Raw genomic sequence first — 12,837 nt, 5'->3', positions numbered from 1 at the left:
AAGGCGCTCAGGCCTAGCACGGGCAGTTCAGCGCGCGGAAGTGCTGAACTGCCCAAACCGTTAGGGCCAAATCGTCTCCTTCCGGCAGCCTATTCTTCCAGCGCAAGCCCCAATTCGGCGCGCCGTCGCAGCCAAAGACTTGCGCGGTAGCGAGGATCCCGGGTGCGGTCATGGATCGTATCCAGGATGCGCAGAATGCGGGCAGGGCCGAGCTTGTTGCCCCACTCCAGAGGTCCGTGGGGATAGCCGAGCCCCAGCCGTACGGCGGCGTCCACATCCGCCGCCGATGCAATCTTTTGCTCGACGATCTCGCTGCCGATATTGACGATCATCGCGACCACGCGCTGGCAGACCGCGCCGCAACTATCGCTCACCAGGGTCGCCTTGCGGCCGGCGCTTTTGGCAAGCGCGAGGGCGGCGCTCCTGGCCGTATCGGATGTTGCCGCCGACGCGACGAGCGTGACGTGACGGTCCAGGCCGAAATAGGGATCGAACCCGACGCATAGTGAAGATGAGAGGCCAAGCCGCATCGCGGCGCCGGCGACATCGTGCCCCTCCAACCCTACGAGGATGAGGCCGTCCCGCCCTAGCGCCTGATCCTGGAGACCGCAAACAGTGGCGCCGGCCGACGCGACCAGTTTTTGCATTTCGCCGGTGTCATTGTCGGCCAGAACGGTGACGCGATCCGGAATCCCGGCGGTCTCCGCCGGCTGTGTCGATGCGGGCGGAACGGCTTGCCGGCTGCCGTCGTAGGCATAGAAGCCGCGTCCGGTCTTGCGCCCGAGCAGGCCCGCAGCCACACGCTGCGCCGCGATGACGGAAGGGCGGTAACGCGGATCCTGATAGAACTGGTTGTAGACACCCTCCATCACCGGGTGGGAGACATCGAGCCCGGTGAGGTCCATCAATTCGAAGGGGCCCATCCTGAAGCCGGCGGCGTCGCGCAGGATCGCATCGATCTCGGCGATCGAGGCCACGCCCTCCCGCAGCATGGCCAGGGCCTCGGTGCCAAAGGCGCGGCCGGCGTGATTGACGATAAAGCCGGGCGTGTCGCTGGCGACGACGGGCCGGTGGCCGAAGCGGGCCGCAAGCTCGACCAGCGTGTGCTCCACCTCAGGCGCCGTGTGAGCTCCTGAGACGACCTCGACCAGTTTCATCACGGGCACGGGATTGAAGAAATGGTAGCCGGCAATCCGCTCAGGTCGCTTGGCCGCGGAAGCGATCGCCGTGACGGACAGCGAAGAGGTGTTGGTCGCGATGATGGCGTCCGGCCTGACGATTGTCTCCAGCGCCTCGATGAGCTGACGTTTGGGCTCGAGACGTTCGACAATAGCTTCCACCACCAGATCGGCGCCTGCCAGTCGCCCAAGTGTTTCGGCAGGTTCGATATGGGCGAGCAGCTTCTCGACTACCTCCGAGCTGACTTTGCCGGCGGCTGCCCTGGCGCGCTGACGCGACGCGATTTGCTCGATGGCCGCCGCCGCCTTTCCGGGGGCATCATCGACCATCATCACATCGATGCCTGCCGCCGCCAGGACCTCCGCTATGCCGGAACCCATCACCCCGGCGCCTACGACACCGGCTTTCCCGATCCGACTGGTGGGCTCCCCTCCCGCGCCTGCCAAGTCAGCGCCCCTTGAACGAGGGTCCGCGCTTCTCCAGGAAGGCGGCAATGCCCTCCTGTTTGTCCGCGGTATCGAAAAGCAGCTGGAAGGCTTTGCGTTCCAGCCTCAAGGCGGTTTCCAACGGAGCGTCTTCGCCGTTGACGACCGCCTCCTTGATCTGCTCGACGGCCAGCGGCGGAAGACGGCCGATCCTCTCAGCGATTTGCAGCGCATGCTGCAAGGCCTGGCCCTCATCCGTCAGGGTGCTGACCAAGCCGGCACGCTCGGCATCCTCGGCCGAAAACATGTCGCCGGTGAGAAGGAGCATCAGCGTCTTGTATTTGCCGATTGCCCTGAGCAGGCGCTGGGTGCCGCCGGCGCCCGGCATCAAGCCGAGCTTGACTTCAGGCTGACCAAAAGTGGCTGTCCGTGCGGCGATGATGATGTCGGCGTGCATGGCAAGCTCGCACCCGCCGCCCAGCGCGAAGCCTTCGACCGCGGCAATGACCGGCTTCGGGCACCTGGCGATCGCGTCCCAGTAGCGGTGGGTGCGCTGCAGAAGCATGTCGGCCGAGCCGAGCTTTTCGAACGCTTTTATGTCGGCTCCTGCAGCGAAGTTGCCGCCGCGCCCAGCAATGACGATCGAGCGGATTTCCGTGTCCTCGGAAAAGCTTGCCACGGCGGCGGCCAGCTTCTCCCGCACTTCGAGGTTGAGCGCGTTGCGCACTTGGGGACGATTGATTTCGACCAGCCCCACCTTCTCGACAGGGCGGCTCTCGACGACAACGAGGGAGTCTTTCGCGGAATTCATTTCGTGCTGCGGAATCTAACAGGGAAACTCAATTTCATACCCGAACTATGGTCAGCAGCCGCGAAGCCCGCAAGGACATTGTTTGCTGTGGCCGGTGCGATCGGGGCGGTCCGCAGGCCGGAGCCGGCTTCTCAGCGTCATGCTTTCGCTCGAGCTCCGATGTCCCTTAGCGATGCTCCAGCAAGATGCGCGTCACATGCTCGGCGATGGCCAGGCTCGAGGTCAGCCCGGGGCTTTCGATGCCAAATAGATTGACCAGGCCCGCGATGCCATGCGTCCCGGTATCCTGGATGACGAAATCGCTGTTGGCTTCGCCGGGACCGGAAAGCTTTGGTCTGATACCGCTATACGCCGGCTGCAGGCTGCCGTCGGCCAGTTCCGGCCAGTATTTGCGGATTTCAGCATAGAAGCGGGTGCCGCGTGCGGGGTCGACGCGGTAATCGAGCGCATCGGTCCATTCGACGTCAGGCCCAAAGCGCGCCGTGCCGCCGAGGTCGAGCGTCAGATGGACGCCGAGCCCGCCGGGCTCCGGCACGGGATAGATGAGGTGCGAAAAGGGCGCTCGCGTCGCCACTGAAAAATAGTTGCCTTTGGCGTAGCGAAGCCCGGGCAGGAACCGGCGATCGAATCCTGTGATCGAGCCGGCAAGCGCGACAGCGCCGAGCCCCGCCGCGTTCACGAGCCGCGATGTGGCGATCTCGAAATCTTCGCCGCTTCCCGTGCTGGTTGTCTGGAGAACGATGCGGTCGGCTTCGATCCGGCCCGACACGATGCGGGTGTTGAGCGACAGCAGCGCACCGCCTCCCTCGGCTTCGCCGAGCAGGGCGAGCATCAGCGCGTGGCTGTCGATGATGCCAGTCGAGGGCGAAAGCAGCGCAGCGGTGCAATGCAGCGCCGGCTCAAGCTTGTGAGCCTCGGCGGCGGAGAGGAAACGCAGGTCATCGACACCGCAGGCCGCGGCATTGGCTCGAATTTTGGCAAGCACCGGCTCCTGCGCATCATCGGTCGCGACGATCAGCTTGCCGCAACGCCGGTGCGGGATCGAGCGCTCGGCGCAGTAGCGATAGAGCTTCTCGCGTCCGGCCACGCAGAGCCGCGCCTTGAGCGAGCCTTGCGGATAATAGATGCCGGCATGGATGACTTCCGAATTGCGCGAGCTCGTCTCGGTGCCGATGGCATCCGCCGCTTCGACGATCAGCGTGTCGAAACCTTGCGCGGCAAGGCCGCGCGCGATTGCGAGGCCGACCACGCCGGCACCGGCAATCACGCAGTCAACCCGTTCCATGCCCAGTCCATTCGGTTGCGCGAGCGGCGCCTCACAGCCCTTTCTCAAGGATCATCTGGCTGTTGTCCATTGCTGTCGGGCAATGATGTGCCCGCCGCCGCTTCCGAGACCGACCATGCGCCAGGTTCCCATGGCGCTATCGATCGTGACAGGGCGGCTCTTGCGGCTTGAACCCGCGATGATGCATCACAGCTCAGACACGAGGGCAAATTTCGGACTTCTCGACCAGCGAGATGGTCCTACACTCGCAGACAGGAGCCATCATGGACGCCAGACCGAATTCCCCTGAAGCCCGCGACATCCGCTACCACATGCACGCCTACACCAATGCCCGCAAGCATCAGGAAACGGGACCGCTGGTCATCGAAAAGGGCGACGGCGTCTATGTCGAGGACATTGCCGGCAACCGCTATATCGAGGCGATGGCCGGCCTGTGGAGCGTTGCCGTCGGCTTCTCGGAAAAGCGACTGGTCGAGGCGGCCACGCGGCAGATGTCGAAGCTGCCCTTCTACCACGATTTCGGCTCGAAGGCGCATTCGCCGCTGATCGATCTGGCCGAGAAGCTGGTGCAGATGGCACCGGTGCCGATGAGCAAGGCCTACTTCACCAATTCGGGCTCCGAGGCCAACGACACGGCGATCAAGATGATCTGGTACCGGTCGAACGCGCTCGGCCAGCCGACGCGCAAGAAGATCATCAGCCGCAAGCGCGGCTATCATGGCGTCACCATCGCGTCCGCAAGCCTGACCGGGCTGCCGAACAATCATCTGTCCTTCGACCTGCCGATCGCCAATATCCTGCACACCTCGACGCCGCACCACTGGCGCGATGCCGAGCCCGGCGAAAGCGAGGAGCAGTTTTCCAGCCGTCTGGCCGACGACCTGGAAAAGCTGATCCTCGCAGAGGGGCCGGAAACCATCGCCGCCTTTATCGGCGAGCCGATCATGGGCGCCGGCGGCGTGGTCGTTCCGCCCGCCGGCTATTGGGGAAAAATCCAGGCGGTGCTGTCGAAATACGACATTCTTTTAGTGGCCGACGAGGTCATCTGCGGCTTCGGCCGCACCGGCGAGATGTTCGGTTCGCAGACCTTCGGCATCAAGCCCGACATCATGGTGTTGTCCAAGCAGATCTCGTCGTCCTACCTGCCGATCTCGGCGCTGCTGATCAACGACAAGGTTTTCGAACCGATCGCCGACGAGAGCGATCGCATCGGCACCTTCGGCCACGGCTTCACCGGCGGCGGTCATCCTGTCGCCGCGGCCGTCGCGCTGGAAAACCTCAAGCTGATCGAGGAGCGCGACCTTGTCGGCAATGCGCGCACGGTCGGCGCGCATTTGCAGGCCAGGCTGCGCAAGCTCGGTTCCCATCCACTGGTGGGCGAGGTGCGTGGCGTCGGCCTGATCGCCGCCGTCGAGCTGGTCGCCGACAAGGCGAGCAAGGCGCCATGGGGCAAGCCTGCGGCTCTCGGTGCGCTGGTCAATGGGTTCATGCAGCACAACGGCGTGATCTCGCGCAACATGGGCGATGCGATCGCTTTCTGTCCGCCGCTGATCATTACCGAGGCTCAGGTCGACGCTTTGGTCGACGCGTTCGAACGGTCGCTCGAGGCCGCGCTGCCGCAGGTGCGGCCACGGGACTGACCCATCGATCACTATGGCAGCGCCCGTGTCGGCTCGGTCAGATCGGCATTTCCGAACTGACCTGCTTGCGAGGCATGGTTATTCGGGCTTGTCGTCCGGATGACCGAGTTCGCAGAACCAGCCACCGAGATATTTCACCGACGGCCTCCTTGGGTCGGGAATTGGCGTCTTCGCCTCGACGGCGGCCCGGAACGGCTCGGCGCTGTCCTGCGGGATAAATCCGAGATGATCGGCGCCGCTGTTGTCGACCATCTTCAGCTTGTTGTTGGATAGGCCGAACGAGATGGTGTGGCCGACGCGCGGCGCTGTCAGCGATGCCTCGACCAGGCGCACGCAGTCGGCGAAGGAAAGATACGACCACAGCATGCGCCGGTCGGCCGGCTCGGGGAACGACGAGAAGATGCGCAGGCACACCGTCTCGATGCCGAACTTGTCCCAATAAAGCCGGCTGAGGCTTTCGACGAAATTTTTCGACACGCCATAAAGACTGTCCGGGCGCACCGGCGCGTCGACGCCGATGTGCGCCTCGATTTCGTGATAGCCGATGGCATGTACCGAGGAGGCGTAGACGACGCGCTTCACGCCGTGTTTCCGCGCGCCTTCATAGATGTGGTAGGAGCCGCGAATGCTGGAATCGAGGATGGTCTGCCACTCGCATTCGAGCGGCGCGCCGCCGAAATGCACGATCGCATCGCAGTCCTTGGTGGCCGCGATGGACGCCTCCATGTCGGCAAGATCGAAGACGGCTTCTTCTTCATGAGGCGCAAGATCGCTGAACGGCCCGCGGCCCGCCAGGCGGATCTTGCTTGCCAGCGGCACCAGTCCCTTGCGCAATTGCGAGCCGAGCCGGCCAGCGGCGCCGGTGATCAATATACGTTCGTAGTGCGGCATCGTTTACTCCACTTGCGCGACGGCGGCATTGATCCGCGAGATCGCCTCGGCCAGCACCCCTTCGCCGGTCGCCGTCGAGATGCGGAAATAGGGTGACAGTCCATAGGCGAAACCCGGCACCGACGCCACGCGTCCTTCGTTGAGAAGATAGTTGGCCACGGCCGCGTCATCCTCCAGGACGAGGCCCTTGGGCGTCTTGCGGCCGATCAGGCTGGCGCAGCCGATATAGGCGTAGAAGGCGCCCTCCGGCGGCGACAACGTCAGTCCGTTTATCTTCCTGATGCCGTCCACTACCAGGTTGCGGCGCGCCTCGAAGGCCTGCCGGAAGCGCGCGACTTCATCCTGCGGCCCGTTGAGGGCGGCGACGGTCGCGGCTTGTGCGATCGAGCACACCGAGGTGCAGGACTGGCTCTGGATCGTCGACATCGCCTTGATGAGTGGCGCGGGGCCGGCTGCGTAGCCGACGCGCCAGCCGGTCATGGCGTAGGACTTCGAGACGCCGTTGACGATCAGGGTGCGGTCCTTGAGCTCGGGGCAGGCCTTGCCGAAGGAGACGAATTCGCGTCCGTCGAAGAGGATGTGCTCGTAGATCTCGTCGGAAAGGACCAGCACCTGCGGGTGTTTTGCCAGGACCGCGCCCAGCGCCTTGAGATCGGACGCGGAATAGACCGCGCCAGACGGGTTGCCGGGCATGTTGAGGAAAAGCCACTTTGTCCTTGACGTGATTGCCTTTTCCAGCAGCGCCGGCGTCAGCCGGAAACCTGTGGTCTCCGGGCATTCGACGACGACGGGCGTGCCGCCGAGCAGCTTCACCATTTCGGGATAGGAGACGAAATAGGGCGCCGGCAGGATCGCCTCGTCGCCTGGCTCCAGCGTCGCCATCAGGGCGTTGAAGATGATCTGCTTGGCGCCGTTGGCGACGACGATGTCGTCGGCCGTGTAGTCCAGCCCGTTCTCACGGCGGAACTTGCCGGCCACGGCTTCGCGCACTTCGATGGTGCCAGCGGCAGCGGTGTAGAGCGTCTGTCCTGCTTTCGCCGCGAAATGGGCGGCATCGATGATGTGAAGCGGGGTCGGGAAATCGGGTTCGCCCAACCCGAGGTCGATCACGTCCACACCCTTGGCGCGCAGCGCCTTGGCGGCCTGCGAAGCCGCCATGGAAGCCGAAGGCTTCACCGCCGAGAGGCGCGAGGCAACGTAACTCATTGGTCGTTCTCCGAGATGTAACCCTTGGATCGGTCGTTGACCCGCGCGGCGGCACTGCGCTTGGCCGGATCGCCATAGCCGCCGCCGCCCGGCAGTTCGAGGATCAGCCGCCGCCCGCCGGGGACGTGCTGCCAGCCCTTGGGGCGCATCTTTGTGCCGTCGTCGAGCTTGACCACGCCGGCGACGCCGGGCTCGCCGCCATTGCGCCCGCGCGGGGGATGGTTCACTCGGTCGAACATGGCGGAGAAGTCGAACTCGTGGCCGTCGGTCGCGGCGATCTCGATGATCTGACCCAGGCCGCCGCGGAACTCGCCGTCGCCGCCGGAATTCGGCCGCAGCTCTTTGCGCCAGATCACGATCGGACCGGTATGCTCCGTCGCCTCGATCGGCATCGTATGGACACCGGACGGGAAGGCCGTCGCCGACAGCCCATCGAGCTCAGGCCGCGCGCCCATGCCGCCGGAGTTGAACATCAGCACTTCGGCGCGGCGGCCGGACGCGCCGGCGACGGGCCGCGCCGAAATGTGGATGTTCCACAGCGCGCCGGCGCCTTCGGCGAGGATCTTTCCGGGCAACGCCTTGGAGAACGCGCCAAGTACCAGATCGGGCACCATGTGGCCGAAGATGTGCCTCAACGCCACCGGGGCCGGCCGCACGGCATTCAGGATGTTGACCGGCGACGACACGGTGAAGAAGGCGAGCGAGGCGGCATTGTTCGGGATGTCGGGCGCCACCATGCATTTCAGCGCATAGCAGGCATAGGCCTTGCTGTAGATGATCGGGCAGTTGATGCCCCAGCGGCTCATCGGGTCGGTGCCGGTGAAGTCGACCTCGACATGGTCCTGGCGGACCGACACCGTGGCCGCGAGTTTCACCGGCTCGTCGTAGCCGTCGGTCACCAGCTCGTTCGACCAGCTTCCCTTGGGCAGCGCCTCGATGCGTTCCAGCATGGCGTCGCGGGTGCGCGAGAAGATGAAATCGCCTAACCCATCCAGCGAGGTCAGGCCGATCTCCTTCATCATGTCGACGAGGCGCCGGTGCCCGACCTCGTTGCAGGCAGCGAGCGAATAGAAATCGCCGACCACCTGGTTGGGCTCGCGGACATTGGCGCGCAGGATCCTGACCAGATCGAGATTGACCTTGCCCTTTTCCGCGAACTTCATGATCGGGATCTGGATGCCTTCCTCGTAGACCGACTTGCCGTCGGCGCCGAAGCCGCGCCCGCCGACATCGACGACATGTGCCGTGCAGGCGAAGAAGGCGACGAGCTCGCCGTTGAGGAAGGACGGGGACACCATGGTGATGTCGTGCAGGTGGCCGGTGCCCTGCCAGGGATCGTTGGTGACGTAGGTGTCGCCTTCGAACATCTGGTCGCGCGGGATTTCGTGCATGAAATGCAGCACCGCCTCGGCCATGGTGTTGACGTGGCCCGGCGTGCCGGTGACTGCCTGCGCAAGCATCTGGCCGCGCGGGTCGAACACGCCAGCCGACAGGTCGCCGGATTCGCGCACCGAAGTCGAGAAGGCGGTGCGCAGCAGGGTGAGCGCCTGCTCCTCGACCACCGAGATCAATCGGTTCCACATGACCTGCATCCGGATTTCGCCAATATCGCTCATGCCTGGCTGCCTTTGCGGATCAGTAGGATCGCGCCGTCGCTCTGGATGACGGCGTCGAAGCTGGTGGTGACGACGGTGGAAGTTTCGCGCTCGACGATGACCGCGGGGCCCGCGATCCGATCGCCGGGGCGGAGCGAGTCGCGCTCGACGATGCCGTAGCTGCGCGGTGCGCCGCTGACCGGATCGAACACCTCGCGGGTCGTTTTGAGTTCGCTCGTTGTCTTGCCAGTTGTGAGCTCGTGCCTGGCGACGGCGGGACGAACATCCGTCGCCTTGACCGACCAGGTGACGATCTCGATTTCCAGTCCGTCGAGCCCCTCGATGGCGCGGCCGAAGAAGCGCTGGTAATTCTCCTCGAACAACGCCTTGAGTTCTGCAACGGCATCGTCTCCGAACGGCTCGTCTGCCACCGGCACGGGGATTTCCCAGCCCTGGCCGGCATAGCGCATGAAGGCGGTGATTTCGCAGACGATCCTGCCGCTGGCGCCGCCGCGCACAAAACCCTCGGCGGAGGCCTTGAGATCGGCGAGCAGGGCATTCACTTCGGCAGGCTGGAACCGCGACAGGCGCGTCAGCTTCGAGGCCAGCGCCTCGTAGCCGAACGGCGCCTTGAGGAAGCCGATCGCCGAGCCGACGCCGGCGCCGCGCGGAACGATGCACTGGTCGATGCCGAGCTTTTCGCACAGTCTCGCCGCGTGAAGCGGGGCGGCGCCGCCGAAGGCGATCATCAGATTGTCGGATATGTTCTTGCCGTTCTCGACCGCATGGACGCGGGCAGCATTGGCCATGTTCTCGTCCACTACCTCGCAGATTCCGAAGGCCGTCGACATGGCATCGAGCGACAGCCGCTCGCCGACATCGCGCAGAATCGCCTGCTCGGACGCAGTGCTGTCCAGCTTGATCGCCCCGCCGGCGAAATTGTCGGGGTCGAGCTTGCCGAGCACGAGATCGGCATCCGTGATCGCCGGACGCTTGCCGCCGCGCCCGTAGCAGGCCGGCCCCGGCTCCGAGCCGGCACTCTCCGGCCCGGTCTGGATACGGCCCATGGCGTCGACCCAGGCGATGGAACCGCCGCCGGCGCCGATCTCGATCATCTCGATAACCGGGATGGAGATCGGCATGCCCGAGCCCTTCGAGAAGCGGTAGGTGCGCGCCACTTCGAAGGTTCTCGCCGTGCGCGGCGCATAGTCCTCGATCAGGCAGATTTTGGCGGTGGTTCCGCCCATGTCGTAGGAGACGACCTTCTCAAGACCAAAGCGCCTGGCGATGTCTGCGGCGAAGATCGCGCCGCCCGCCGGGCCGGATTCGACCAGCCGGACCGGAAATTCCGAAGCGGTCCCCACCGAGATCAGGCCGCCGCCGGAATGGATCATGAAGACGGGGCAATCCGCGCCCATGTCCTTCAGGCGCGTCTGCAGGCGGGCGAGATAGTCGGCCATCTGCGGCCGCACATAGGCGTTGGCGCAGACCGTGTTGAAGCGTTCGAACTCACGCATCTGCGGCGAGACTTCGGCGCTGATCGAGATCGGGATGCCGAGTTTTCTGGCGAGGATCTCGCGCGCCCGGCGCTCGTGGTCGGGGTTGGCATAGGCATGGATGAAGCCGATCGCCACCGAGCCGAAACCACCCGCCGCAATGCGGTCGGCGATGTCTTCCAGAGCGGCTTCGTCGAGCGGCTGCAGCTCTTGGCCTCCCGCGCCGATGCGGCCCTTGACGGTGAAGCGATCCTCGCGCGGGATCAGCGACGTCGGCAGTTGCAGGTTCAAATCATACTGCTCGAAGCGGTTTTCCGTTCGCATCTCGATCACGTCGCGGAACCCTTCCGTCGTGACCAGCGCGGTCTTCGCGCCACGGCGTTCGATCAGCGCATTGGTGGCGAGCGTCGTGCCGTGGATGATGATGCCGATCTCGGACGGCGAAATTCCGGCGTCGCGAATGACGATGGCGATGCCGTCGAGGATCGCCTGCTCGGGAGCCGCATAGTTGGTCAGCACCTTGGTCGAAAACATCGTCCCTCGGACATCAAGGGCGATGTCGGTGAAGGTGCCGCCGATGTCCGCGCCGAGACGGATGTCGTCAGTTCTGGAGGTCATGACTTGGCCTTCTGGGAAGCGAGCGCGGCGTCGCGCATCTGAGAGAGGGTCTGCCGGGGCGTTATCGCTTCGGGCGAGATGGCGATGTCGAGGACGCCGCCGGTCGTCGAGCTAAGCGCCCGCTCGAACGCCGCCGCGAAATCCCCCGTGGATTCGACCCGCTCGGCGTGAAAGCCATAGGCCTTCGCCAGCGCCACGAAGTCGGGATTCTCGAGCGAGGTTCCAGAGACGCGAGCCGGATAGTTGCGCTCCTGATGGGCACGGATGGTGCCGTAGATGCCATTGTTGACGATCAGCACGATCGGCTGCGCGCCGGCCTGCATGGCGGTTCCGAGTTCCTGGCAGTTCATCTGGAAATCGCCGTCACCGGCAAAGCAGACCACGGTGCGTTGCGGGTATGCGACCTTGGCCGCGATCGCGGCCGGCAGGCCATAGCCCATGGCGCCGGATTGCGGCGCAAGCAGGCGCGCTTGCGGTCCAAACTTGAAGAACTTGTTCGGCCACACGGTGAAATTGCCGGCGCCGTTGGTGAGGATGACGTCGGGCGGCAGCGTCTCGCGCAGCCAGGTGCTGACCGCGACCATGTCGACCGGGCCGGGCTGCACGGGCGCAGCGAACGTGCCTTCATAGGCCTTGCGTGCCGTCGTGCGCCAGTCGGCCCAAGAACCCTTGATCGGGGTGAGCGCCTTGGCGAAGGCGTTCGGACCGGCATGGATACCGACCGTGGGCACATAGATCTTGCCAATCTCGCGATCGGAGCCGTGCACGTGGATCAGCTTCTGGCGCGGTACGGGAACTTCCAGCAGGGTGTAGCCATCGGTCGTCATCTCGCCGAAGCGGACATTGACGGCGAGGATCACGTCCGCATCGCGGATCAGGTTTTTCACATGCGGCACCATCCCGACGCCGGCCTCGCCGACAAACACCGGCGAATGGTTGTCGAACTGGTCCTGATACCGGAAGGCTGTCACGACCGGGATATCGGAGGCCTCAGCGAAAGCCTGAAGCGCCGCGCGTCCGTCAGCCGTCCAGTTGGTGCCGCCCATCAGCAGCACCGGATTTTCGGCGGCGGCAAGCATCTTCAATACCGACGCAATTGCCTCCTGTGCCGGCGCCGCTTCGAAGACAGACGCCGGTCCGCCGAGCGGCGCGGCTCCGGTCATGGCCGTCAGCATGTCTTCCGGCAGCGCGACCACTACGGGGCCGGGCCGTCCGGTCAAAGCGGTGGTCCAGGCCCGCGCCACGATTTCGGGAAGACGATCGACGTCATCGATCTCGACCGCCCATTTTGCGACGGTTCCATACACCGCCCGGTAGTCTATTTCCTGGAAGGCTTCGCGGCCTTTCATGTCGGTGCCGACCTGGCCGACGAAGAGGATCATCGGCGAACTGTCCTGCATGGCGGTGTGCACGCCGATGCTGGCATTGGTCACGCCCGGGCCGCGCGTCACAAAGCTGATGCCCGGCGTGCCCGTCAGCTTGCCGTAGGCGGAAGCCATGAAAGCCGCACCGCCCTCATTGCGGCAGAGCACGTAGTCCAGCTTTCCACGCGTGTCGTGCAGCGCGTCGAGAACGGCGAGATAGCTTTCGCCGGGAACGCCGAAGCTCTTGGTCGCGCCAAGCGAGATCAGGCACTCGACAAGAAGGCGACCGCCATTGCGGACCATGCTTCGGCATCCTCTTACGCTGGT

General features: G+C 64.8%; 9 protein-coding genes. 1 reads left to right on the top strand and 8 read right to left on the bottom strand.

Features of this window, described 5'->3' with window-relative positions; genetic code table 11:
- Positions 1–89 precede the first annotated feature (89 nt).
- From P9228_RS10450 to P9228_RS10440, 3 genes are all read right to left on the bottom strand, one after another.
- Entirely contained in the window at positions 90–1,625 is a 1,536-nt protein-coding gene (locus P9228_RS10450) for a 3-hydroxyacyl-CoA dehydrogenase (RefSeq protein WP_278053314.1), read from the bottom strand.
- A 1-nt stretch (position 1,626) separates the two neighbouring features.
- On the bottom strand, positions 1,627–2,415 hold the full coding sequence (locus P9228_RS10445; protein ID WP_095825005.1) for an enoyl-CoA hydratase-related protein: 789 nt from the start codon (positions 2,413–2,415) through the stop codon (positions 1,627–1,629).
- Between the two features lie 166 nt (positions 2,416–2,581).
- Positions 2,582–3,700 carry an NAD(P)/FAD-dependent oxidoreductase gene (locus P9228_RS10440; protein WP_127213734.1) on the bottom strand — a complete coding sequence of 373 codons (1,119 nt, stop codon included), beginning with the start codon at positions 3,698–3,700 and terminating at the stop codon, positions 2,582–2,584.
- A gap of 263 nt (positions 3,701–3,963) precedes the next feature.
- On the opposite strand from P9228_RS10440, the gene P9228_RS10435 reads away from it, so the two are divergent.
- Entirely contained in the window at positions 3,964–5,340 is a 1,377-nt protein-coding gene (locus P9228_RS10435) for an aspartate aminotransferase family protein (protein WP_095802338.1), read from the top strand.
- Between the two features lie 78 nt (positions 5,341–5,418).
- Here P9228_RS10435 and P9228_RS10430 read toward each other — a convergent pair whose 3' ends face one another.
- The 5 genes from P9228_RS10430 to P9228_RS10410 are packed head-to-tail and all read right to left on the bottom strand — an operon-like array spanning position 5,419 to position 12,813.
- A complete protein-coding gene (locus tag P9228_RS10430; RefSeq protein WP_278053311.1) occupies positions 5,419–6,231 on the bottom strand; it encodes an NAD(P)-dependent oxidoreductase in 813 nt (270 codons plus the stop codon).
- Positions 6,232–6,234: 3 nt separating this feature from the next.
- Positions 6,235–7,437: a pyridoxal phosphate-dependent aminotransferase gene (locus tag P9228_RS10425; protein ID WP_127245862.1), complete on the bottom strand. Its 1,203-nt coding sequence runs from the start codon at positions 7,435–7,437 to the stop codon at positions 6,235–6,237.
- Complete coding sequence (locus tag P9228_RS10420; RefSeq protein ID WP_127239878.1) at positions 7,434–9,053, bottom strand: hydantoinase B/oxoprolinase family protein; 1,620 nt, start codon at positions 9,051–9,053, stop codon at positions 7,434–7,436. Before P9228_RS10420 ends, P9228_RS10425 begins: the two co-directional genes overlap by 4 nt.
- Entirely contained in the window at positions 9,050–11,146 is a 2,097-nt protein-coding gene (locus tag P9228_RS10415) for a hydantoinase/oxoprolinase family protein (protein WP_278053308.1), read from the bottom strand. Before P9228_RS10415 ends, P9228_RS10420 begins: the two co-directional genes overlap by 4 nt.
- Positions 11,143–12,813, bottom strand: coding sequence for a thiamine pyrophosphate-binding protein (locus tag P9228_RS10410; RefSeq protein WP_278053306.1), 1,671 nt, complete (start codon positions 12,811–12,813; stop codon positions 11,143–11,145). The genes P9228_RS10415 and P9228_RS10410 overlap by 4 nt, the downstream gene beginning before the upstream one ends.
- Positions 12,814–12,837: the final 24 nt, after the last annotated feature.

Origin of the sequence: Mesorhizobium sp. WSM4898, from assembly GCF_029625845.1 — a bacterium.
Taxonomy (GTDB): domain Bacteria; phylum Pseudomonadota; class Alphaproteobacteria; order Rhizobiales; family Rhizobiaceae; genus Mesorhizobium.
Note: the sequence above shows the minus strand (reverse complement) of the source record. Positions and strands in the feature narration are given on the sequence as shown.